Source organism: bacterium, assembly GCA_030583725.1.
GTDB lineage: Bacteria > Patescibacteriota > Microgenomatia > UBA8517 > UBA8517 > JAUYMM01.
Genome location: CP129472.1, coordinates 255,294 through 277,994 on the forward strand (window position 1 = coordinate 255,294; position 22,701 = coordinate 277,994).

The window sequence follows — 22,701 nt, forward strand, 5'->3', positions numbered from 1 at the left end:
TTAATTTGTAACTTTTTCTAAAACATCTAAGGTTTCTTTTGCACATTTCTCCCAAGAAAACTTATTAGCCTGCGTTAAGCCTTTCTTTATCAGATAATTATACTCGTTTTTGTCCATATTCAAAACTTTTTCCATAGATTCTGCAATACTATCTATATTATTTGGGTCAACTATCAAAGCTGCATCACCCAAAACTTCTGGCAGGCTTCCAACATTTGAAGCAATGACAGGAACACCTATTGCCATACTGGACAAGGCATCTATACCAAAACCCTCCCAAAAAGAGGCAAGTACAAATACCTTAGCGCCCTTCCTTAAAGCCATCTTGTCTTCCTCGGGTATGAAGTCTGTAAATATTACCCTATCTTTAATGTTAAGTTCGTCCACAAGTTTAAAAAGTCCTTCATATAGCCAACCCTTTTTACCAGCTATAACTAACTTAGTATTTAAATTGGAGTTATTACTAATAACTTGAAAGTATGCTTTAATTATTCCCTCTATATTCTTACTAGGTTTAAGTGTTCCTAGGTAGAGTATATAGTCATCAACTATAGAGTACCGATTTCTTATCCGTCGCACATCTTTTGGTGAAACTTTAAAGTCATTCTTGTTTAAGTCGTGAGAAAGATGGGTAACAGTAATTTTTTTCAAGGCTTGGGGATAATGTCGTACAATATCCTTTTTGCTAGCTTCTGATATAGTTAGTACCCCTTTGGAGATGAAAACAGAAATAGCAGTCCAGTACTTTAACTGCCAAAACACTTTTTTTTCAAATTGTCCCGAATTTTCGAGATATCCTAGATCCATTATTGAGCATACTCTCGGGATTGTCAAGATGGGACAGGTATAGTGGCTTGGTGAAAATAAAACATCGACATGGTCGGGGTTTTTTAAAAGGTAAGGAGTCAGTTTTGTAATAATCCAAAGTCCGCTACCAGATATTATTTTATACTTAAAGTTTTTTGTTTCCTTCGGAAGGTCATATAAAGGCTTCTCTTTTAAGTAAACTATGAGATTGTTAGGCTTACTCCTTTTTTCGTTAATTATTTTAAGCTCATGAAGAAGCTTAAAGGCATAAACATTGACTCCTACCCTATTTTTGATATTCGCTTCATTCCCATCAATACCTATATTCATACTTACACCATTCTATCTTATTTAGGTGGATTTAAAAAGAATTCCCTTGGGCCATAATGAGAAGTGGAGGATTAGTAAATTTACGGTATCAGGTATCTGAATACATTTTTATATGTATCATTTATGGCAACAATTATCTCAAGATATCGTGACCCAAATCATCACATTTTCTTCAGCAAACTTTCGACAGACATAATGCCATCGTAAATAATGACATTTTCATCTGAGTTAGGCTCCTCAAACTCTGAAAAAATTCTTCTAAATTCTTCTAATGGCCAATGGAATCTTTTTCTTGACTTATCATTTTCTTTCCAGCGCTTAATAATTTCTGCTTCAGATAACTTTAAGTATATTATTATTGTTTGAAACCCTTCTTTTCTAGCAACATTTCTAGCCTTATCTCGCCACTCTTTTGTTATCCAAGCATATTCATTAACCACATTTTTTCCCTGTTTTAAATATTTAAGTAATAACTCATCAGCCTTTTTAAAAATTTTGCCCCACACTTCGTCTGGAACATCATCGTCACTACATCTGAATAGCCCATATCCCACTTTAGTTGATCTAAGTTGATGTGGACAAAACCGTAGTTTTCTAATTCTTTAGCCAAAGTAGTCTTACCTGAATACGGAAATCCAACAAGTAAGTATTGTTTTGGCTTATTCACACACCTCCTTATATACCCTCAGTGTTTCTTCTGCGGTTTTGGCCCAAGAAAAATCTTTGACTCTTGCCAACCCCTTTGCAATTAGTGTTTTTGGCTTACTCAAAGCCTCTTTAATGCCATCTGCAATGGAGTTAACGTCATATGGATCAACTAAAATTGATGCACCAGCAGACACCTCTGGCATACTTGAAACATCAGATGTAACTACAGGTACACCACAGGTATAAGCCTCTAATATTGGTACACCCAATCCCTCATACAAAGATGGGAAAAGTAATAAACTAGAACCTGTCAAAAGTGGGGCTAGGTCATTATCTGGAACGAACCCTAAAAATCTAACTCCCCTTTCATCTTTAAGTTTTAAGCCATTGTTTTCTCCAATAATAATTAATTTTAAATTTTTTCCATATTTTGCCAAGTGAAACGCATTAACGGCAGTCACTATGTTTTTTCTTAAGTTTGTCCCTATCATAATAATGTAATCCTCACGGATTGAGTATTTCTTTTTAACCTCAAGTACCTCTTGATCTGAGGCTTTTGAAATGTTTGGGGCTTCATAGACTACTGCAATTCTATTTTCGTCAAAACCCAATTTTATTAAGTCGATTTTAGTTGAGTTACTAGGAACAATTATTTTTTTTGATTCCTTCTGGACCCACTTTAAACGTTCTCTGTGGGTTTCCCTAACAAGTTTTGGTGTGAACTTGGGTAAAACAATGGGAACTAGATCATGAATTGTAGTTATTTTTATATTACTGGATGGTGGTTCTGCCCAATCTGATGTGTGTATCAAATCAGCCTGTCCTATCAGTTTTTCAATCGGCAATATATGTAATTTATTCCAGATGATATCGGCAAGCCTTGGGGGTATGGGATAGGTTTTTGATGTCGCAGTGCTTCCACTGACTACTTCATCTATTTTTAACCTAAGTTCAGCTAAACGTCGCATAGAACCGCCATATAACAGATACTCGTTCTGTGTATCAATTTTCAGTAGATTTTTGACCAAGTTCTGCCTATATTTTGATACCCCAGTACCATAAATTATTGGGGACATGTCGATTGCAATACGCATATTATTATTTTGTATATTTCCAGAAGACTACACCATTTAGGTTTACTTCCTCAACCCAATTATAACCCAAGTTTTCAACTTTTTTACGAGTAGAATCAGTTGGGTCAGAAATATTGACCACGTACCTTGAAAGCCAAACAGAGCTATGCATATCGGCTTCTAACTCATCAGTTGTGATTATCTGATTATCTAGACCATAATAAATTAAGGCCTCTCTTTGTGAATAGCTAGGAAGCAAAATTCTATCTTCTTTAACTATCTTGGATAAATCTCTCCAGTTTTCCCTTTGAAACCTCTCACTAGATAGGTAAAAATATGAGGCAAGAATATTAATAGCCAACACAAAACCAATAAACAACTTGCTTTTAGTTTCAGCAAGCAACAAGTAAAAAGCAGGTAAAATAAATAAATATCTAAAATAGGTTAGTGTGGGTATGTAAAAAGATAAAATAATTCCAACAGCCAAGCTTCCTGCAAACCAGTACCAAATAAGTTTGTTTTTTGCTTTTCCAATAACATAAATAAAAATTGCAGAGATTATTATCATAATTACTCCATAGATTATTTTGTTGTCAAAACTAACTCTACCTATCAAAAACTTTGTAGGTATTAGAGCAACGTTTTTAAGTGTTACTGGACCCAAAGCATTCCACCAAACAGATGAGGTTTCTTTTAGGGCAAGTCCTGCGGAAAGTTGATTTTGAAGAGTTGGCCACCAGAACAAAAAGGCTGTCCAGACTGGAACAATTGAAATAGAAAACCTTTTAAAGTTATTTCGGTCGTATATAAATTGGTACAAAAATAAAATTGGAACAATAATCATAGACAAATAATCTGTCAAAAATAATAAAACAAACGAAATTGACATCAAAAACCATTTTCTTTTTATAAAAAATAGAATTGTAAGAGTAACTAAGAATGTAGCCATAGCATACATCCTAGCTTCTTGTGAATAATAAATATGTAGTCCAGATGTGGCTAAAAACAATGCTGGGACAATAGGCCACCTTATAAGTGTTCTTTTGGTATCTATATTTTCTTTAGCAATTAGGTACACGATATACACTGTAGCCACTCCAAAAATTAAAGATGGTATTCTTAAAGCGATTTCAGAAGCTCCAAAAAATTGTGACCAAAAATTGACTACTAGATAATAGAGGGGTGGGTGAAAATCACCGAACATAAAATTGTTAAAAAAATATTCAAGTGATATCTTTGAAGTCAAGGCAGTAGTTGCCTCATCAAGCCAAAGAGATTGGTTTATTGAAATCAACCTTAAAGCAAAACTAAAAAACAAAATTAGATAAATCATTTTGATCCTCTTTTTGTAAACATGTAGTTTAGAATGCCAACAAACACGCCAAAATCATACACAACTTTAAAAATTAAAAATGAAGGTTTAGAATTTAGAAATGACTTAACCAAACCAATTATTAGGGATACTGGTAACGAACTTCTTACCAAACCTACAAAGTACCCAAGGATTCCAAACTTATACTTTCTTTTTCCAACCCAAACTGCATGGTGAAAAATTTCGTTTAAAGTGTCAGGGTTTTTGTGAAAAAATATAGCTTTTGGTGCTACTGTTGCTTCGTAACCTAATTTTTCAGACAAACTCCAGTCATCATTGTACCCACCAGCAGTAAAACCTCCCACTCTATTAAACTCCGCTCGTAATATTGCTCTAAAAACTTTTTGGGTATCAGGATACTTTCTAGGATGTCTTTTTTTATTTTCCCACCCTTCGTTTAGATTATATGCACGAGCTAATGGTTTATCCCAGTTACTTACATATTCATCTTTTGAAAAAGTACCCTTAGTTTTTCCTGCCAAAATTGGTTTAACTAACATCTTCAAAAAATGTTTATCAAAAGTCATGTCAGAGTCGACAAAAACTAAAATGTCGCCCCTAGCCCAAGTTGCTCCCAAGTTTCTTGCAGATCCCGCACCTTTATGTTTTCCGTTTACAATTTCTAGATGATAATTTAAGGTTGAGGTTATACTTTGAATCTTTGTTAGGGTCTCGTCAGTACTTCCATCATCAACAACAATTACTTCAAAATCTTTGACGGTTTGCCTAACTAAAGACTCTAGACATTTTACTATTACATCTTGCTCGTTGTAGGTTGGTATTATTACCGAGATCATAATATTCTTTCTAATCTAAAAAGAGAAAAGCCCTGACCAACTTCGCCCAGGTTGGTTATATTGTATGGTTTGACAACTTTAAGTTCCCAAGGGTTATTGTTTTCAAAATCATAATCATCCTTTGCAAGAGCAAAAACTATATTGCTAGATGGATAATCTATTTCTCCCATTGGTTTTTTGTCATAGACAAATTCTGTATAGTAACGCAAAACATAACCACGTGTATCAAAGTCGTAGAGTGTAACAACATTAAAATTAGTTTCATCTGTTTGACTGATTATTCTTGAAGCTTCAACTATGCTTTTGTTTGTTAACCCATCTACCATACCAACTGGCTTGTTAAAATTAATTAGATTAGAACTTAAGTTTAGATATAAATAGCCAAAAAATAAAACATAAAATATAAATTTATTTTTTAAATAAACTTTCCAAAGTAAAAATCCAGCAACTAAGATTACTACTGGCCAAAAGTGCAAAAAATGATAATAAGTAAAACCAGCATCAGAAACACCATTGAAAGTATCAAGGGCATACTGCAGAAGTGTTCTTAGGTGATAAAGATTATGTTTCAAATCAAAAACAACTTGAGTAAAATCACCAATTACCCCACCCACTATAAAAACTAACAAGTCTTTTGCCTTGTTTTTTGAATATTTGAAAACAACATATAAGATAATCAGTATTGCTATCACATAAAGATACTGCAATCCGAAACCCAAACCAGACAACACCCCAAGAATAAATAAGTCTAATAAATTACTTTTCTTATTTTTAATTTTCCATAACAAATAAATACTTAAAATTCCAATTAAAGGTAAATAGTTTAAAACCCAGATAAACATTGAGTGATAAATCATATATGAGTTAAATAAAAATAAAGTCATACAAATCAAGCCAAGACGGTGGCTAAACATCTTTTTTACGACAAAGTACATAATAATCCCCGTTGCAATATTTAATAAAGCAAAATAATAACTAATTGGTAAAGGATCATAATCAAAAATTAAAAGAAGTGGAACTAGAGAATAATTAAAGACTGCACTTGTATACAATTTATGACCCAAAGAGTTAACTCTAAAGTATTCCTGTCCTAATAGTGATGGTTTTTCACTTATATAATTTGCGGAAACATATAAACTTCTTGCTTGTTCAGAACCAAAGGTCATCCTGTCTGAAAAGTTATACAGTCTAACCACTAGGGCTAATATTAAAATACTAAAAACTATTAAATAATTCTTCATACTTCTTTGTAATTATATCCCAACTGAATTTTTCTGCTTGTTTGCGAGGTTTTCCATCCCAATTAATGTCTAGTGCTTTTTCAATCTCTTTTGCATATTCATCAGTGTTGGTTGGGTCGACAAATAATCCTGCATCCCCAACTATCTCACGTCTAATTGGATCATCTGTGGCTACGACTGCAAGTCCTGACGCCATTGCTTCAACTAAAACTACACCAAAAGATTCCCATGAAACAGTAGGGAAAACAAAAAGATCAGCCTTTCTATAAATATCAGGTATTTTGTCGTTCGTGGTTTGAACTGTTTCGAAATTGTCTCCTAATAACCTAGTTCCTAGTGCCTGTATTTCATTTTTTTTATCACCACCACCCCCAGCAATTATGAGTTTTGTGTTATTAAGTCTAGAAACTGCCTGAATAGTTAAATTATGTCTTTTTTCTCTTGTAAATGCTCCAACAGCAAGTATTGTACGTTCTTTTTTAGGAGTTACACTTTTGACAAAAAATTTATCCAAGTCAACACCGTTTGGGATTACTTTCTTTTTGACAAAGGGGTTTATTTTATCTGACCAAGACAAAGCATAGTTAGTTAACGGTACAAAATAATCAGGAAATGCGTATAAATTTAGCCTGTCATCAAGCCCTATTCCTGACTGACCAGAGACTACCATCTTTGCATTAGTTAGCCAAGTTAAAAGTCTAACAATAAAAACCTGAGCTCGACCGTTGGTTGGAATGACAACATCATACTTATTTTTTAATATTTTATAAAAGTAATTATTTGTATCTACCTCAACACTGTTATTTTTCATAAGCCTTTTAGAAAGCTCTAAAACATATGTTTCAGCTCCTCTATTTACTTTGTTTTGGTATTTATTAATTATTAGTATTCGCATATGTGTAGTTTGTCTATCTCAAGTACTTAGTTTCTGAAACATACCTCCACTTTTTTAACAACTATGTCACAACCGTAAAACTTGTCCACAAAGTCATAAAGCTCTGTGTAGCTATCTTGTCTTTCACCAATAATTATAGCCTCTGGCATTTCAGTTTTTAAATTATTAGTTATTTTTACTAGATTATTGTCATAATTTAAGTACCAAGGTATATATGGAATTAATGGTTTTGGTGGTTGAGTATTAGTTAGTGCATATAAACTATCCCAGTAGTTAATGATGTATAAACTATTAACTTGTGGTTGGTGAGTAGTTATTAGTGCAACAACCACCTTCACATCTTCTTCATAGAAGCGGGTAGTGGTACCAAATTGTCTATAAATACCAATTGATAAAAAACAAACTGTTAAAATAAAAGCTGCAAGCCTAACCAATTTTCTTTTGTTATCTAAAATTACTACTGACAAAGCAATTGCTAAAAATGGTAGTGCTGGCTGAAAGTGAAACAGTTCCCAACGAGGATAAACTCCTAAAAGTCCAACAAAGGCAAACGTGAGTATTAAATACTCTTTGCTCAGCATTGACAACATAAATGGAGAAAGACCGAATATGAATTGTTTCAAGTTAGGTAATGAAACTTGCCCACCAGCTTGAGGTAGATAGAAAATTCCAAATTGAATAGCCCAGCTGTAGTAGTCATCAAGAATTCCCAATAAACCCAAGAGTATTAAAAAAAATGTAATAACTACCCCCGATCCAACTACTAAATTCAATATGTTTTTTCTATACTGTCCAGATTGAAGTAAAAATAACACAATTGGAACTGCAAAATAGACAAAGGTTTGTTTTGTTAAAAATCCAAGAGCAAAAATAATACCTGTCCAAAGATAGTTTTTTGATTTTAAAAAGTAAAAAAGAAGGATTGCAAATGGAGTTAGAGCTAAGTCAAACCAAAGACCATTTCCCTCATATACTATAGCGAGTAACAAATACAAAAAAGTTGAAAAGTAAGCTGTTTTTCTGCTCCAAAATTGCTTCGTGACGAAGTAAACAAGATAAATATTAATTGCAATTAAAATCCAAGTATAAATTTTCAACTGCATTATACCTACACCAAAGATTTTATAGTAGATTGCAATATCTAATAAAAGAAGGGGATTATGGGCAATGCCAATGTCACGGTATGGAAGCCACCCCTGAAGCATCAGGTAAGGCCAAGCAAGCATTTCTGGCCAAGCCGTGAATTGTATTCCAAAATTTGACATTTTATTCGATTCTGTTAATATTACATTAGGTTGGATGACTTAGCGACCACCGCTCGTAATTGACGGTCTTAACTAAGTTTTACTCATCTTAGGATGATTCTCCAACCTTTTTTTTTGGCTAAAAAAGATATTTCAAAACTTCTCTTGCATCAACTATAATATCCGCTTTCCTGACACCCCTGAATCTATCAATTGCCACCTTGTGTGCAGGACTATTTTTAGTGATTAGTTCAAAACTGACGTCAGGTATTTTTCTATTTAACTTTATGAAATTATTTTTAATAAAGTTCTTAACTGATCCCTCATGTCCTTTGTACTCCACGTCAATTGTAACTTCATTAATTTTTTCATCTTTAATTATAATAAAAACGAGTGTTGCAAAAAGCTCGTAAGTAATCAGTTTTTTTCTTTCTGTAGTAATTTTTAATATTTTTAATAATTTTCTTTTTTCAACAGCGCTTATTTTTAATGACTTAGTTTTATCCCCCGCATAAGCAACCACGGTCAAACTTTTTGTATTCTCAATTTTTCCAGATTGATCAATATAGTATCTCATCTCATATTTTTTTCTTTTATTCTACTTCTTTCCTTTACAAATAAATCTGTTGTATTTGAGTCAATCATTAGTCTAGCATCTCTTTCTAATTTTATGTCAGAAAAGTCGTCACTACCACTTTCCACCTTATCCAATACTTTATTTATTGATTCCTTTTGCCAATTAGGGAATTCCTGCCAAGCAATTTGAGGTAGAATTGCTCTTCCTCCAAAAATGAAAAATACTAATATATAGAGTATCGAGCTCTTAATGTTTAATTTAGGCAAAAACAAACTAAAATAAATCATTAAGTATAAAAATGGCATATATAAATAATACATTTCTCTTCTATGCACAAGTAAAGATGCTGGAGTTAGTGTGATAAAGACAACAGCCAAGAGAGGAAGATATTTATACTTTTTATAGTATAGTGCCAGTCCTACCCCTAGCAAAATTATTTTATAATCCAAATAGTATAAATACCCTTTAAAAATATCTAACACATAAAATGAAGGCATATATATTTCATTTTGCCCAACAATCTTTTTAACTACGAAATAGTAGGAAGCATAAAGACCAAATGCAATTGAAATTATTAGTAGGTACATTATTTTTTTACGGTCCAGTTTGTAAAAAAATGATATGGAGTATAAAACCAAGGGAACAGTTACGGCAGTTTCCTTGGTGAAAACTGCCAAGATAAACGAAATAACACTTAAGTAGAACTTTTTAGGGTAGTATAAAAAGAAGAATATTGTCAGTATACAAAAAGTGGCTAACAAATGTTCATGTAAATTTGAATAATAAAATAGGTAGTTTTTATTAAATATAATACTTACAAAAAAGGCTGCAAAGTTATTTTTAGTTAGTTTTTTAACTACAAAAAATAAAAGTACTAAATTTGCAGTATTTGTTAGAAATAAAAATATATCAAAGGGAAGGTTGTTCACTCCAAACGTTTTAAGTAGTCCACCAAAGACCAAGAATCCAACCAGTCTCCTAAACTCATTGATGTCCCCCTTAAGTATAAATTCTGGTATTATTCCCCAGACGCTCCTATCTCTAAAATATTGTATTACAAAGAAATCATCAACAGAAAAAAACGTATTTGTACGAAGAGCAAAAACTAAGTGTAAAAAACTAAAAAAAACTAAAACAGTGATGTAAAACTTAATACCCCACTTTTTCATTTTTAAACCTCCGTTTAAATTTTTTAATAGGTGTTTCAACAATTGCTCTTAGTTTGTAAGCAGTAGCCATTGGCTTCCACGGACTTGGTACAAAACTTGGTTTATCTTTGAAAAAAACTTCTGGAAAATAAAAATCATTTGGAAGTTTTTGTCCTATTTCATATTTTAGTTTTTTAAATCTTTTTGGTACCTTTTTGTCATCTTCCCTACTCTCCCCTCTTGGTAAAAAAGTTGTATGCATATATGGTGCGTCAACAAACTTAAATGTGTTCCTATTTTGACTAGAAATCCTATCCTGTATCTGGTTACCATCTCCATCCGCCCAACCCCATACGCCATGCTCTCCAACTGAATGAAGCCCTGAGATACTTCTCTTAATTGCTCTTAAATTATAATGTCCTTTGTATTTTCCAAACTTATACTTACCAGCGTTTTTAGGTTGTCTGTGATATATATCTCCAACCATATTCATAGTCGGAACGACTATGGATTCAGTTTTGGGACCAGCTTTTTGTATTGTTTTAATAACTTTTGTTATAGATTCCTGCCACCATATTTCGTCGCCATCTACAACAATGAACCAATCAGAGTCAGTTGCATCAAGCATAGCTTGACGTACTTCTGGAAATGTTTCCGGTGTTACCTCACCATACCGTCTTAAATCAATTTTCTTCCCATATTTTTCCTTTATCGTCATCGCGACGTCCCACGACCTATCAGTTGACCCAGTGTCCCAGAGTAAAAGTTTATCAACGTAGTCGACAACAGAAGTAACACTAAACCAAAGCCACCTTTCTTCATTTTTAAAAAGTGTATGGGCTGAAATTTTCATATTTTTTTGATTAAAGAGTTTTAATTTATTTTTTAAACCAGTAATAATGTATAACGATTACCCAAGTGTAGATTGCAAGTGTGGTGTTAATTATCCCAAATGTAAAAGTGGGGCCTAATGCTCCATACTTTGGAATGAAGTAATAGTTAAGTAAAAAAATGGCAGTAATTTGAAAAAAACTAAATGCTCCAATATATACATTTTTTTTCATTGCATATATAATTGCAGAAACTGATGGCGCAGTTAAAATAAATGGAATCATAGCGATGGTTAATGCACGAAATACAGGAACAGAATCCATATAGTTGGGAAATACTATTTGCATAAAAGGCTCAGCCACTAAAACCCAAACAAGAGATGCCCCAACTATTGGAAGTGTGCCAAAAAAAGCTTTAACTAAGTAGATTCTTTCCTTATCTTTATCCCCCATTGATGCAAATCGAGGTGATAATACAGCTGAAAAACTAGAGGTCAATATTATTAAAAGAGATGAAAGTCTAGATGGTATTGAATAAAGTGCAGTGGTTGATGCAGTCGTTAATACAGCAAGCATCTGAATGTCGAGTCTTCCAGAAATTGAGGATATTATCCTATTAACTCCAATCCAACCTGAAAACTTAATTAAATTTAAATATATTTCTTTTGTAGGTTTAGCTTTTAAAAATTTAAAACCAAGAAAAAAGAAGCTAAAGACTAAAGAAACTACAAAACCCCAAAGTGCGGTTGAAAATGAATTATACAAACCTAACGTACCAAAGAATATAAAAAATAAAAGACCTATTAATCTAAACAAATAATAGACGTTATCAACTACCATAGACTGCATGAATTTCTTCTTAGCCTGCAATATAAAAGGAAAATACATAGGAACTGAAAGAGCTACAGCAATTACTGCAACCCAAATAGAAATTACAGAATCTGAGCTTGCAAGAAGTTTACTAGATATAAATGGTGCAAACAAAATGACAATTAAGGATAATACCAAGACAACAGAGATCTTAATCACAATTCCCGCTTTTTGATATTTTAATGAGGTTTCTTCATCATTTTCCGAGTCAGCCTTGGCAATAAAATTAACTAAACCTGAAGTTATTCCAAGGTCAGAAAGAGACGTTAAGATAACAACTAAATTTAAAGCCGCAGAAAAAACACCAAAATCCTCCCTATTTAAAACTCTAGCTACTAGAAATATAAAAACAAAACCCAAGAAAGCAGAGATTATGTTACCAGTGAATAATATATAAGTATCTTTGGCTGTTGCAGAAAAAAGTGCCTGTCTACCCCTGTCTAGATATTGTCGCATTACTTATATTCTAAACTATCCAAGTTGTAGTATCCAGCAATACAGGAAGACACCCAACCTTTATTTTCTGCAAAACCATCAAGCTTGCCCACAGGTTTTAATTCTCCGACATTAACAACTGATCCTTTTGGTGCATCTATTAACTTTTTTTCAATTACATCCCACGAAACAGCATAGTTTTTAATTTCGTTATGCACACTTCCCCACAAGTTGTTAACTTGAAAAATTAGTAACAAAACAACAACGAATAAAACTAATTTAGATAGAAAAGTAGGTATATATCTAGAAAATATCTGAAACAGAGAAACAGAAAAAGGGATTAATGTATAAATAATCATATAGTTAACAATTGTCATAACCCTCATTGGTGGTTCCCAATTCATTGATTGATAGACAAGGCCAACAACTATAAAAATTATACCTACTATAAAACCAACAGAACTAAATAGTACAAACTTAGGGTTACTAAAATATTTTTTACTTTTGTCCAAAACAACGAAGGATCCAAAAATAATTACCAAGACAGACATTATAAATTCTTTGATATACAAAAGATGAACTAGATACCATTTAGAGTATAAAAATGTTTTATAAACTAAGTCCATTAAACTGTCAGGATGACTTACAGTTGCACTTCTAACAGCGTTTCCAGGGGCTAGGTACATAAGACCAAGAGACAAAACAGTTGACAAAACACCAACAGCCAACAGTCTACGATTCTTGAATTTACCTAGAATAAAAAATAAATAAATCAAAAATAATAATAAAGCCACTCCAAAACTTTCAGAAAATCCAACAGCTATGAAAATTAAAACAAAACCAACCAAATTTGTATATTTTTTTCCTTTTTTAAACAATAAGGCAAGATAGAAATTTAAAAAGATAAATGGTGCAAAGTAATTTAATGAACCAGTCATCCAATAAAAAGACTGGATAATATTAGGGGAAACAATCAAAAAAAATAACAGTTAGAAGGAGTGCAATTGGCAAGCCAAAAACTAAATAAAGTGAGACTGTAAACAAGACAAAAAGTATTAGAGGTAGGATATTAACAAAGTTCTGACCTAAGATTTCAGCTAAACCTGTAAAAAAAGTTGCAGAGAACCTTCCTGTCCAGCTGTTCCACCATATTATTTGAGACTGCCAGTAGCCATTGTTACGAAGTAGGACAGAAGAACAAAAATCATCTGCCCAGTACCTAACGTAACTACTGGTGTTTAAAACATAGAAACTAGCTACTAAAAATAAAACTAAAACTGGAATTGATATGTACCATTTAACTTTTTTCAAACTATATAATATGTATTTGAACCTGATCCTACTTTCTTCAATATTTTTATTTCAACTAATTTTTTAAGCTTATCCTGTGCAGTCCTTTTTGGTATATCTAATATCTTTACAACTTCATCGCTTGTAATTTTTCCCATGTTAACAGTGAAGTCAACGATTTTTAACTCATCTTTATTTAAAACTGCAGATGCTTTGGAATTATTTGAAAAAGAGAGTACCAAATCTTTAACTCTATATGACTCGAATAGAAAGCCTTCAATAAAATATTCAAGCCAGCCAGTTAAATCTACATTTATTCTAGATTTATAACTTGTACCAGTTTGTAAGTTTTCATAGTATCTCTGCCTATCGTTATTATAAAAGTCTTCAAGAACCAACGACTTCTTAAATACATATCCTTTCTGGTATAAATATAATAAAGTTAGAAGTCTAGCTGATCTACCGTTACCGTCAGTAAAAGGATGTATGGATACGTATTGATAATGAAAAATACCTGCTTTAATAATTGGATGTATATCATCTACTTTATATAACCATTCTAATAATTCACTGATCAATTTCTCAACTTGATCAAACTTTGGCGGAGTATATACAAGCTCTTCATAACCTGAAGGTAAAACATTGACAATATAGACTGGGCCTTTCCTAAAAACGCCCACTTTGTTTAAATCTACCAATCCTACTGTTACTGACTTATGGATATTTAGTATATCTTTAGATTCAAAAAAATCTTTAGAGTCATGTATATTGTCAACTAATTTTAATGATTTTAGATAATTTGTAACTTCTAGTATTTGGGTGTCTTCAGCCACAACTTTTTTACCATCAACCAACATTTTAACTTGATACTGATCAAGTGTGTTTCCTTCAATACTGGTAGATGAATGAGCCATGCCAATCGTAGCTACTTTTTTAAGAAATATCTCTCTAGCTGGTGTAATTTTACTTTTTTGGATCAAAGAATTAATTTCTGAAATAGTAGTGATACCAGATAAAATCTTGTCAGTAATGATATATTTTGGATTAAACATAACACAATTATTATACCACATCGCGCAGACATCGCGCAGATCCTCGCGCAATGAACTGTTGCGATTTTTGCAACAATTGACAAATAATTCGATTGTGCATAATTTGTATATTACCTTAAAATAACTATTTTAAAAACATAAATATTTAGAGTATGTTTAATATAATGGCTAAATCTAGTAAAAGAAATGTTGTATATGCATTTATTGATAGCCAGAACTTAAACCTAGGTACTTCAAAGGATATTTTCAAAAGAAACAAATTAATATATAAAGGTTGGAAATTAGACTTCAATAAATTTAGAAAATATCTTAAAAATAAATTCAAGGTTGAAAAGGCATTTTTGTTTATTGGATATATTCAACAAAATGAAAAACTATACCAAGCTTTAAAATCATATGGCTACATCTTAGTTTTCAAACCAACTGTAAAAGATGACCACGGTGTTGCAAAAGGCAACATTGACGCGGAAATAGTCCTACACTCATGCGCAATTGAATACAAGAACTATAACGAGGCAGTAATTGTGTCGGGGGACGGCGACTTTTATTGTTTACATGAATTTTTAGTAAATAATAAAAAACTACGTTCAATAATTATTCCTAACAGAAAATCTGAATCATCACTACTAAACAGATTCCAAAATTACAAGACTTTTCTTATCAGAGACAAGGAGAAGGTTGAATATAAGTAGTTTCAAAAAAATAAAATGGGAGGCGTAGCACGTTGTCACACAGACAGGTGGTCGTTTCTCCCTGATGATATATCTGTATTATACACTACTTTGTCAATTTTTTAACAAGAAGTATTGCCCTACCACTTTCTCTTTCATAATTGTCATTAGCACTAAATTCATATTCACCTACAAATTCATAATCAGTTAAAATTGTTTGACTTTCTGGGTTTTCAAAAATTTCTCTCCAATTTTCCCCCATATAATAATTTTCATCGTCCATCTTATATGAAGTTAAATAGATAGCATCAATATTTTCAGATACTGGTAAAATCATGTCGGGTTCCAGGGGAAACCAAATTGTTTTTCGTTCACCATACCAACTACCCCATGTGTCTAAATTGGTAACAATGACCATATCATCAGTAGTTACCTCTTTTAACTTATATGACATCTCTACATAAATAGGTGCCTTATCGGTGTTGACCATTTTATTTTTAAACCTTGAATCTAAAAATATAATTCCTAATGTTTGACCAACAGAGAAAAATAGAATTAAAAATATTGAAATTACAACTACAAATTTTTGTTTTGTAATTGGAGACCTTTTTATTATTTCTACTAATGTAGCCACTGCAACAATATATACAAGTGGAACAACAGGATGAATATATCTGTAAAAAGGAATTGTTAAGGCAGTGACTAAAAAGGTTAACAGTGCTACAAACAAAACTGAAATCTTAAAAGAATTTTGCAATTTAACTTTACCCCAACTAAACATTCCAATAACAAACAATCCCCACATATAAGGACTGGCAATTTCTGGAAGCGCTTTGTAAAAGTTGTAAAGGTTGTAAAAGACTTTTTTCACAACGTCCAGAGATGACAACGACGAACCTACAACACCCCTTAAACCGTCAGATACGGCCATATTAGGAGAATAAGTCAGTATTGACTGCAAACCTCTCATGAGAATAGGTGTAACTGGATACTTAAACGAAAGTGGATAAATTACAAACTTGTCCACCAAATACCCCAGTATTCCTAAGCCAAAAAAAGAAATTAGTGCTTTCTTGACACCAAATCTGACAATAAGCCAGTATAAAACTATACCTGCCATAGAGATGATAGCTTGAGGTCGACTGAAGTACATCAATATCAAAGTAACTATTGCCAACAAGTCAGTAAACTTACTTTTAAAGCTAACAAGATACAAACCCAAAACTATTTCGAATGCAAAAAGTGTTTCCGATGCCCCACTTGTAGCATAGTCAATAAAATTATAATTTGAAGCAATAGATAAAGACGCTAACATACCAGTTGTTTTATCGAATAACCTACTGGCGAGCAAAAAAACAAAGATAATCAAAAAAATAAAAAAGAAGAAAGAAAATGAAATAACAGCAAAGTCATTAACACCAAAAAGTTTCATAAATAGGCTCATCAAGTGAGGTACTAGTATAGAAATACCACTCGTACTAAAAAAGCCACTGCCCCAAAAAGAGAAGTCTGTAGCATATACACCCGTATCAACTAGATTCCTGGCAATCAAAGAAAACTTTGCCCCATCTGAAAATGTTAGATAGATACTATTAATCATTTTTGCAGTTTATTTGTTGTACAAAAATCATATCAGTGCCTTCGATATCCCTATATTTATACTTATACCTACTTTTATATTCTAACACGACAGACAAGTTGTTTTTGTTTAAAATCATTCCATCCCAACAGAAAAGGTCAATTGTGGCAGAAACGTTATAGTTATCATAAATTAATAACTTTTCGCCATATGATAGCAGCCAGTTATTAGTAATAATCTTATCCATTTGAGTTACATAAAAATACTCCGACCAATCTCTGCCCCTAATTATTGCATACTGCCTAGTGGGTGCAACCGAATCCCAAATTAACGTTGATTTTTTTGGCAAAGAATCTGAAAATTGCTGCAAATTATATGATTTAGATATCTCTCTCCTTTCGTTGATAAAATCATCTCGTACAAAATATATTGCAAATACGGACACCAAACACAATAGAAATATTTTGTATCTCAGCTTTAACTCATTAAACAAGAATGTGATCATAATGCAAACGAGTAAAATATTTCCAGCTTGATAGTGAATCTCCCTATATTTTGAAAATATTAATATTCCAATAAATGAACTAATAAAAATAGATTTTACAAGTAAATATTTCTTATCTAGCTTCTGAATCAGGATAATAATAGTGACTAAAAGCAACAATAGGAAAATATTATAATGCCCAAACCAGAATATTATATTCTGGTTAATATTTGATAATTCAAAAAAACCAAAATCACCTCCGCCACTTCTCCCAGTTCTAGTCAATAAACTCCATAACCAGTTAATAATGGATGGATATTTTCTGATAACAACTGACGTGCCCAATATAAATCCTCCTAGGATACCGCCTATTGTAAGCTGAATAACTTTTTTGTTTTTAGTAAAAAATGACAATACGAGCGTTGTAAAACCAACAAACAAAAATGTAAGCTTTGAAGAAATTGATAACCCAGCAATAATAGACGCTAAAACCAGATAGTCTTTTTCTTTTTTGCGTAAATATGTAACGATAAAATTCAACCAAATACCTGTAAAAAATAGGCCAAACACTTCGGGGGTTATTATTCTCTGCATTCTTAAAAACATAGGTGATAAGAACAATATGAGGAATAAAAACAAATTTACTAACCTAGATTTAAAATATCTATATATTGCAAGGTGAATTAGAAATACACCAATTACAAATACTACCCATACAGAAAAAATTGATAACCAATAAACCAGTGTAAAGTTTTCGAGACTCCACAATGAGAAATCAGTAACTCCAGTGAGCTTGACAATTATTTTTACCACGTATATCGGAATCGATAAGAATACTGTCAATGGTGTCCCTGGATGATCTACAATAAATATTTTCTTTATTTGGATAAACTCCAAAGCGTTCGCGACATAGGCAGGACCTGGATCAATGATATAAAATGGAGTGGTCGGTTTAATGATGAGCGGTAAAATACCAAAAAACGAAGACGTTAATGTTAAAATAAGCAACCAATAAAAATTATTTGCAGTTAAAAAACTCTTCAACTTTTTTAGAAACATAATCAACTTCATTTGACTTCATTGTAGGATAGCACGGTAAAGATAGTATTTCATTAACAAACTGACGAACAACAGGTAAATTAATCTTTTCATATTTACCACCAAACAAAGGCTGATCTGGAATAGAAATAGGGTAGTGTACTAGAGATGGAATTCCTTTTTCTTTTAAATAATTTTGCAATTCATTCCTCTTTTTGGTTTTTATGACAAATAAATGAAAATTCGAGTCATTAATGTCTGTTGGTGCAATAATCTGTAAGCCACCCACATCTTTAAGACTATCTATATATTTTCTTGCAATTGATAATCTTTTTCTGTTATCTGACTTCAAAAACCTTAGCTTTACCCTTAAGATAGAGGCTTGAAGTTCGTCTAGCCTACTATTTAGTCCATATCTAATGTGTTTGTATTTTGATTCTTGTCCATAGTCTCTCAGTTGATACAATATTTTAGCCAATTTATCACTGTTAGTGGTTATTGCTCCACCATCTCCAATTGCTCCCAAGTTTTTTGTAGGGTAAAAACTATAACAAGCTACATCTCCAAAACTCCCTACTGGTACACCGTTGTAACTTGTGCCATGTGCCTGGCAAGCATCTTCAATTAAAAATAATTTATTTTTCTTGCAAATACTTTTAACTTTTTCAATCTCAAGAGGTTGCCCATACAAATGAACTGGAATTATTGCTTTAGTTCTTTTTGTAACTGCTTTCTCAACTAAATTCTCGTCAATCTGTCCATTTTCTTTTACATCTACAAATACTGGAGTTGCACCGACAGCAAGAATGGAAAGGGTTGTTGCAACAGCTGATAAGGGAGTCGTTATTACTTCGTCATCCTTACCAACATCTAAAGCCATTAATGAAATCTGGAGCGCCTCCAGGCCATTTGCCACACCTATACAGTGACTGCTACTTGTAAAATCAGAAAACTCTTTTTCAAATTGTTTTACCTCATCACCTAAAACATACACACCCTTCTTCATTACAGAATCAAATGCATTCTTATATTCCTTTTTCCTGATTGAATAATCTTTTTTGAAATCTAAATAATTAATTTGCATATGACTTTAGAAAATCCTCATAACTTCTAACATAATCACTGGCATCATGTCTTTTGGAAGCCAATATTAATAGTATTGTATTCTTTTTGAAATCTGACATCTCATGCCAGACGCGAGGGTCTAGTATAACTCCAATATTTGGTTTATCAAGATGAACTGTTTCTTTGTTATGACCATCATCAAGTATGATATCTATTTCGCCCTGAATACAAAATATTGCTTGAATAGTTTCCTTGTGGGTATGGGCACCCCTGACGGCCCCCTCTGAAACTCCGTAAATAAAATATACCCTTTCAATTTTAAAAGGTATTTCATCCAAGTATTGTAGTTGGCAAAGAGACCCATCTGTAGTTAGAAGTGGTGCTTCTATTATTTTAGTTAGTTTATTTGCCATCCCTTAATCCTCCAGTAAAATGGTCCTATGTATTTTGCCAACTTATGTTTAATTAGTTGTATTTTATTCCCACCATTTTTTGGGGGGCTTATTTGAAAACTTTTATCATATTTCTTAACAAACTTATATTGTTTTATCAATTCCTTTTCGTATGGTTCGTAAATATGTTTGACCACATCTTTTGAAAGAGTATATCCCAAAACTCGACTAAAGTTGGTTGGGCCTAACACCTGAAACTGATGAAAATGATAACAAACCAACTTTGTTTTGTTAATGTAAATATCACTCTTTACTTTTCTAACCTTATATTGCGAGTGGTTCCATGGAGCAACATTTACACCAATATTTTTAGAAATGACTAGTTTCTTTCCATACAACCTTGGCCATTCATTCAAATAAAGCTGGTCACCAAGTTTTCCGTCTTCGAACCTCCAATAACACCAATCTAGACATTGATTTCTCCATCTTTTAAGGCATTTGATACCTGTTGAATCATTTTTAAACACGTTTACTGCAACATTAAATTGTCCATCTTCAACGATCAGCCTTTCCATACCCTTTAGGTATCGATGCTCAACTGCAAGCATTGAACCTTTATATGCCTCATCTATTATAATTTGGGGGTTTGAATAAAAATACTCGTCTGCATCTAGATAACAAACATACATTGTTTTTGGAGACTTTTTAAATATATACAATGGCCATGAAGGAGTTGTTGTCCATATGTACTCCACTTTCGTTCTTGTATCTTTAATGGCTAGTAGCTCTTTATCTTCAAATTCTCTTAAGGGCACTACTGTCACACCTTTTAGTTTCATTTTCCTTAGTACATCTTCCGTATATTTATCAAAAGCTAATACCCAAAGTTTTGCATCTGGGTTGTATTTTATTAATGAAGCGTGAAGTGCAAGACCTTTAGTTAAAAAGCCTTTATCAAAGTATGTGCAATAAATTATTTTTTCCTGTTTCATTTTTAGATTATAACATTATTCTTACCCTGAAATACTAACTTTTTAACACTTTAACTAACTTGGGAATCAAAACAAAGGGGTAAACATTTAACAAATAATGGAAAGCTTTACCTACTACAACTAAATAATTCAAAGCTAAATAATTTGTAGGGCAATGTTTTTTTACAAATTTAAAATGATCGACTATGTTAACTTTAGATTTTCTTGAAAACAGCAAGTTATAATATTCTCTAAAAGACATATTTTGTTTGATGCTATCCCCCATCCCTGTCCTTTCAATTTTGTTCATAACTAAAGATTTATAACTTACGACTGGGATATACCCGCTTTTTTTGGCGACATAAAAATAATCATAATCTGAAAGATAGTGTGGAAAGTTTTTTTTATCAAAGTTACCAATTTTTCGAATTAAAGATATGGGAAACAAAGTACCTTTTGAAGAAAGCGTGTCAAAGATTTTTGAACACAACATATTATGTTTAATATCATATTTATTTCTCTTATAATCTGAGGAGAAACTTAGATAATTCCATTTGATATTTACACCTGCATCCCAAACTTTTTTAGTGTTATTATCTAATACGCATGATCCAACTATAAATTTTAGGTCATTTTTTGCTACCTTAACTAAACTTGATACATATTTCCTGTTAAATGTGCAATCATTATTTATAGTCAAAATATAGTCATTCTCCGAAGACCGATTTACAATATCTCTAATACCTCTATAAAGTGATCCGGTCCACCATAAATTTCCATCTCCTTTGATTAACCTGACCTTTGGATAGTTCTTCTTTATAAATTCGTATGTTCCATCATTAGATCCATCGTCAACAATTGTTACATCAATATTATGATAATCTTGCTTATCAAGTGATTTTAAAAACTTTTTAGTATATTCAATCTGATTATGAACAGCTGTCAACATAAACACTCTCGGATTATTCATTTTGGTTCTAATTCTATCAAAAAGCTTTCGCCATGGCCCAAAGCGTCAACTACTCTATTAACAGGTAAAATAATGAGTGGTGCGAACTTATTAGCAAAGTATATAACTAGACCAGCTACTTTAGTAACAAAATTTGTATTACCTGAACCACGTCTAGATTTACTATCCCAAACATCTGACTTTTTTCCCATCTTAGTGGGATAGAATAAACAACGTATTTGTATCAAGGTCCATAAATTTGGAGTTATGGTTTTAAGATTTAATATTTTTAAATCTGCTTTTTTGGCCAATTTAATTATTGATTCTTTAGAAAAGTGGTTTATATGGTATGGAATATGCCAATGAATCCAACGTCTACCAAACAACTTTCGATACAAGGCATCAGAGTTTGGAAAAGTAAGTATTACTTTTCCATCAGTTTTTAATTTCTTTTTAATATCTAAAAGAAACTTTAAGGGATTCGGCTCATGCTCAATCACTTGGCTTGCTGTTACAAAATCAAATTTTAACTTTGGGAATGGATTATCAGAGATAAACCCATTGTAAACATTTAAACCTAATTTTTTTGCAAAAATCTGGGCAGTTGAGTCCGGTTCAACCCCATATGCCTCAGATCCTAATGCCTTAATTTCAAGTAATGACACACCGCTAGCAGACCCAATATCTAAAACCTTAGAATTTCGATTAACATATAAATGAGAAACATTGTTTGTTCCTAGAAGCCATTTTTTTAAGTTATTTTTGTAATCAACTTGCCTTTTAATTTGGCTTGAATTTGTTTTGTTTAATGGATAATATTTTTTGTAGAATGCACCAATTTTTTCTTTTTTAAGTGCTGGGGCAGTCCTACCAAAACCACATTTTTTACATTTGTATATATCATAGTACCCCTTAGCACCATATCTATCATCAAACATTTTCC

23 protein-coding genes are annotated in these 22,701 nt (G+C 32.2%); 1 reads left to right on the forward strand and 22 read right to left on the reverse strand.

Annotated elements, in window-relative coordinates; translation table 11 throughout:
* The 15 genes from QY322_01470 to QY322_01540 form a co-directional block, all read right to left on the reverse strand.
* The gene (locus QY322_01470; GenBank protein ID WKZ25959.1) at positions 1-1,137 is read right to left on the reverse strand and encodes a glycosyltransferase family 1 protein; all 1,137 of its coding nucleotides are present in this window, start codon (positions 1,135-1,137) and stop codon (positions 1-3) included.
* A 161-nt stretch (positions 1,138-1,298) separates the two neighbouring features.
* Positions 1,299-1,691: an AAA family ATPase gene (locus QY322_01475; protein ID WKZ25960.1), complete on the reverse strand. Its 393-nt coding sequence runs from the start codon at positions 1,689-1,691 to the stop codon at positions 1,299-1,301.
* 105 nt (positions 1,692-1,796) lie between these two features.
* Complete coding sequence (locus QY322_01480; protein ID WKZ25961.1) at positions 1,797-2,879, reverse strand: glycosyltransferase family 1 protein; 1,083 nt, start codon at positions 2,877-2,879, stop codon at positions 1,797-1,799.
* A gap of 4 nt (positions 2,880-2,883) precedes the next feature.
* Positions 2,884-4,191, reverse strand: coding sequence for a glycosyltransferase family 39 protein (locus QY322_01485; protein ID WKZ25962.1), 1,308 nt, complete (start codon positions 4,189-4,191; stop codon positions 2,884-2,886).
* Positions 4,188-5,027 carry a glycosyltransferase family 2 protein gene (locus QY322_01490; protein ID WKZ25963.1) on the reverse strand — a complete coding sequence of 280 codons (840 nt, stop codon included), beginning with the start codon at positions 5,025-5,027 and terminating at the stop codon, positions 4,188-4,190. The genes QY322_01485 and QY322_01490 overlap by 4 nt, the downstream gene beginning before the upstream one ends.
* A complete protein-coding gene (locus tag QY322_01495) occupies positions 5,024-6,268 on the reverse strand; it encodes a hypothetical protein (protein WKZ25964.1) in 1,245 nt (414 codons plus the stop codon). The genes QY322_01490 and QY322_01495 overlap by 4 nt, the downstream gene beginning before the upstream one ends.
* Positions 6,243-7,163: a glycosyltransferase family 4 protein gene (locus QY322_01500; protein ID WKZ25965.1), complete on the reverse strand. Its 921-nt coding sequence runs from the start codon at positions 7,161-7,163 to the stop codon at positions 6,243-6,245. The genes QY322_01495 and QY322_01500 overlap by 26 nt, the downstream gene beginning before the upstream one ends.
* A 26-nt stretch (positions 7,164-7,189) precedes the next feature.
* Positions 7,190-8,428 (reverse strand): glycosyltransferase family 39 protein, encoded by a 1,239-nt coding sequence (locus tag QY322_01505; protein ID WKZ25966.1) that lies wholly within the window; start codon positions 8,426-8,428, stop codon positions 7,190-7,192.
* A 118-nt stretch (positions 8,429-8,546) separates the two neighbouring features.
* On the reverse strand, positions 8,547-8,984 hold the full coding sequence (locus QY322_01510) for a hypothetical protein (protein WKZ25967.1): 438 nt from the start codon (positions 8,982-8,984) through the stop codon (positions 8,547-8,549).
* A complete protein-coding gene (locus QY322_01515; GenBank protein ID WKZ25968.1) occupies positions 8,981-10,153 on the reverse strand; it encodes a hypothetical protein in 1,173 nt (390 codons plus the stop codon). Before QY322_01515 ends, QY322_01510 begins: the two co-directional genes overlap by 4 nt.
* On the reverse strand, positions 10,134-10,985 hold the full coding sequence (locus tag QY322_01520; protein ID WKZ25969.1) for a glycosyltransferase: 852 nt from the start codon (positions 10,983-10,985) through the stop codon (positions 10,134-10,136). The genes QY322_01515 and QY322_01520 overlap by 20 nt, the downstream gene beginning before the upstream one ends.
* Positions 10,986-11,010: 25 nt before the next feature.
* On the reverse strand, positions 11,011-12,288 hold the full coding sequence (locus QY322_01525; protein ID WKZ25970.1) for an oligosaccharide flippase family protein: 1,278 nt from the start codon (positions 12,286-12,288) through the stop codon (positions 11,011-11,013).
* Complete coding sequence (locus QY322_01530) at positions 12,288-13,205, reverse strand: DUF6056 family protein (protein WKZ25971.1); 918 nt, start codon at positions 13,203-13,205, stop codon at positions 12,288-12,290. Before QY322_01530 ends, QY322_01525 begins: the two co-directional genes overlap by 1 nt.
* A 22-nt stretch (positions 13,206-13,227) precedes the next feature.
* Positions 13,228-13,578: a hypothetical protein gene (locus QY322_01535; protein WKZ25972.1), complete on the reverse strand. Its 351-nt coding sequence runs from the start codon at positions 13,576-13,578 to the stop codon at positions 13,228-13,230.
* Positions 13,575-14,609: a Fic family protein gene (locus QY322_01540; GenBank protein ID WKZ25973.1), complete on the reverse strand. Its 1,035-nt coding sequence runs from the start codon at positions 14,607-14,609 to the stop codon at positions 13,575-13,577. Before QY322_01540 ends, QY322_01535 begins: the two co-directional genes overlap by 4 nt.
* Positions 14,610-14,761: 152 nt before the next feature.
* On the opposite strand from QY322_01540, the gene QY322_01545 reads away from it, so the two are divergent.
* On the forward strand, positions 14,762-15,301 hold the full coding sequence (locus QY322_01545; GenBank protein ID WKZ25974.1) for an NYN domain-containing protein: 540 nt from the start codon (positions 14,762-14,764) through the stop codon (positions 15,299-15,301).
* Positions 15,302-15,386: 85 nt separating this feature from the next.
* Here the strand turns inward: QY322_01545 and QY322_01550 are convergent, their stop codons facing one another.
* The 7 genes from QY322_01550 to QY322_01580 are packed head-to-tail and all read right to left on the reverse strand — an operon-like array spanning position 15,387 to position 22,696.
* The gene (locus tag QY322_01550; GenBank protein ID WKZ25975.1) at positions 15,387-16,880 is read right to left on the reverse strand and encodes a glycosyltransferase family 39 protein; all 1,494 of its coding nucleotides are present in this window, start codon (positions 16,878-16,880) and stop codon (positions 15,387-15,389) included.
* Positions 16,873-18,402 carry a glycosyltransferase family 39 protein gene (locus tag QY322_01555; protein WKZ25976.1) on the reverse strand — a complete coding sequence of 510 codons (1,530 nt, stop codon included), beginning with the start codon at positions 18,400-18,402 and terminating at the stop codon, positions 16,873-16,875. The genes QY322_01550 and QY322_01555 overlap by 8 nt, the downstream gene beginning before the upstream one ends.
* Positions 18,362-19,465 carry a DegT/DnrJ/EryC1/StrS family aminotransferase gene (locus tag QY322_01560; protein ID WKZ25977.1) on the reverse strand — a complete coding sequence of 368 codons (1,104 nt, stop codon included), beginning with the start codon at positions 19,463-19,465 and terminating at the stop codon, positions 18,362-18,364. Before QY322_01560 ends, QY322_01555 begins: the two co-directional genes overlap by 41 nt.
* Positions 19,455-19,859, reverse strand: a complete 405-nt coding sequence (locus tag QY322_01565) for an FdtA/QdtA family cupin domain-containing protein (GenBank protein ID WKZ25978.1) — start codon at positions 19,857-19,859, stop codon at positions 19,455-19,457. The genes QY322_01560 and QY322_01565 overlap by 11 nt, the downstream gene beginning before the upstream one ends.
* Positions 19,844-20,830 (reverse strand): glycosyl transferase, encoded by a 987-nt coding sequence (locus tag QY322_01570; protein WKZ25979.1) that lies wholly within the window; start codon positions 20,828-20,830, stop codon positions 19,844-19,846. The genes QY322_01565 and QY322_01570 overlap by 16 nt, the downstream gene beginning before the upstream one ends.
* A gap of 34 nt (positions 20,831-20,864) precedes the next feature.
* Positions 20,865-21,779 (reverse strand): glycosyltransferase family 2 protein, encoded by a 915-nt coding sequence (locus QY322_01575; GenBank protein WKZ25980.1) that lies wholly within the window; start codon positions 21,777-21,779, stop codon positions 20,865-20,867.
* Positions 21,776-22,696, reverse strand: a complete 921-nt coding sequence (locus QY322_01580; GenBank protein ID WKZ25981.1) for a class I SAM-dependent methyltransferase — start codon at positions 22,694-22,696, stop codon at positions 21,776-21,778. The genes QY322_01575 and QY322_01580 overlap by 4 nt, the downstream gene beginning before the upstream one ends.
* Positions 22,697-22,701 lie beyond the last annotated feature (5 nt).

What these genes read in the sequence shown, in the direction of transcription:
- QY322_01550 (WKZ25975.1), bottom strand. Translation starts at nt 16,880, where the DNA reads ATGATTAATAGTATCTATCTAACATTTTCAGATGGGGCAAAGTTTTCT.
- QY322_01555 (WKZ25976.1), bottom strand. Translation starts at nt 18,402, where the DNA reads ATGTTTCTAAAAAAGTTGAAGAGTTTTTTAACTGCAAATAATTTTTAT.
- QY322_01480 (WKZ25961.1), bottom strand. Translation starts at nt 2,879, where the DNA reads ATGCGTATTGCAATCGACATGTCCCCAATAATTTATGGTACTGGGGTA.
- QY322_01545 (WKZ25974.1), top strand. Translation starts at nt 14,762, where the DNA reads ATGTTTAATATAATGGCTAAATCTAGTAAAAGAAATGTTGTATATGCA.
- QY322_01515 (WKZ25968.1), bottom strand. Translation starts at nt 10,153, where the DNA reads ATGAAAAAGTGGGGTATTAAGTTTTACATCACTGTTTTAGTTTTTTTT.
- QY322_01520 (WKZ25969.1), bottom strand. Translation starts at nt 10,985, where the DNA reads ATGAAAATTTCAGCCCATACACTTTTTAAAAATGAAGAAAGGTGGCTT.
- QY322_01500 (WKZ25965.1), bottom strand. Translation starts at nt 7,163, where the DNA reads ATGCGAATACTAATAATTAATAAATACCAAAACAAAGTAAATAGAGGA.
- QY322_01505 (WKZ25966.1), bottom strand. Translation starts at nt 8,428, where the DNA reads ATGTCAAATTTTGGAATACAATTCACGGCTTGGCCAGAAATGCTTGCT.
- QY322_01580 (WKZ25981.1), bottom strand. Translation starts at nt 22,696, where the DNA reads ATGTTTGATGATAGATATGGTGCTAAGGGGTACTATGATATATACAAA.
- QY322_01525 (WKZ25970.1), bottom strand. Translation starts at nt 12,288, where the DNA reads ATGCGACAATATCTAGACAGGGGTAGACAGGCACTTTTTTCTGCAACA.
- QY322_01485 (WKZ25962.1), bottom strand. Translation starts at nt 4,191, where the DNA reads ATGATTTATCTAATTTTGTTTTTTAGTTTTGCTTTAAGGTTGATTTCA.
- QY322_01560 (WKZ25977.1), bottom strand. Translation starts at nt 19,465, where the DNA reads ATGCAAATTAATTATTTAGATTTCAAAAAAGATTATTCAATCAGGAAA.
- QY322_01540 (WKZ25973.1), bottom strand. Translation starts at nt 14,609, where the DNA reads ATGTTTAATCCAAAATATATCATTACTGACAAGATTTTATCTGGTATC.
- QY322_01565 (WKZ25978.1), bottom strand. Translation starts at nt 19,859, where the DNA reads ATGGCAAATAAACTAACTAAAATAATAGAAGCACCACTTCTAACTACA.
- QY322_01530 (WKZ25971.1), bottom strand. Translation starts at nt 13,205, where the DNA reads ATGACTGGTTCATTAAATTACTTTGCACCATTTATCTTTTTAAATTTC.
- QY322_01495 (WKZ25964.1), bottom strand. Translation starts at nt 6,268, where the DNA reads ATGAAGAATTATTTAATAGTTTTTAGTATTTTAATATTAGCCCTAGTG.
- QY322_01570 (WKZ25979.1), bottom strand. Translation starts at nt 20,830, where the DNA reads ATGAAACAGGAAAAAATAATTTATTGCACATACTTTGATAAAGGCTTT.
- QY322_01575 (WKZ25980.1), bottom strand. Translation starts at nt 21,779, where the DNA reads ATGAATAATCCGAGAGTGTTTATGTTGACAGCTGTTCATAATCAGATT.
- QY322_01490 (WKZ25963.1), bottom strand. Translation starts at nt 5,027, where the DNA reads ATGATCTCGGTAATAATACCAACCTACAACGAGCAAGATGTAATAGTA.
- QY322_01510 (WKZ25967.1), bottom strand. Translation starts at nt 8,984, where the DNA reads ATGAGATACTATATTGATCAATCTGGAAAAATTGAGAATACAAAAAGT.
- QY322_01470 (WKZ25959.1), bottom strand. Translation starts at nt 1,137, where the DNA reads ATGAATATAGGTATTGATGGGAATGAAGCGAATATCAAAAATAGGGTA.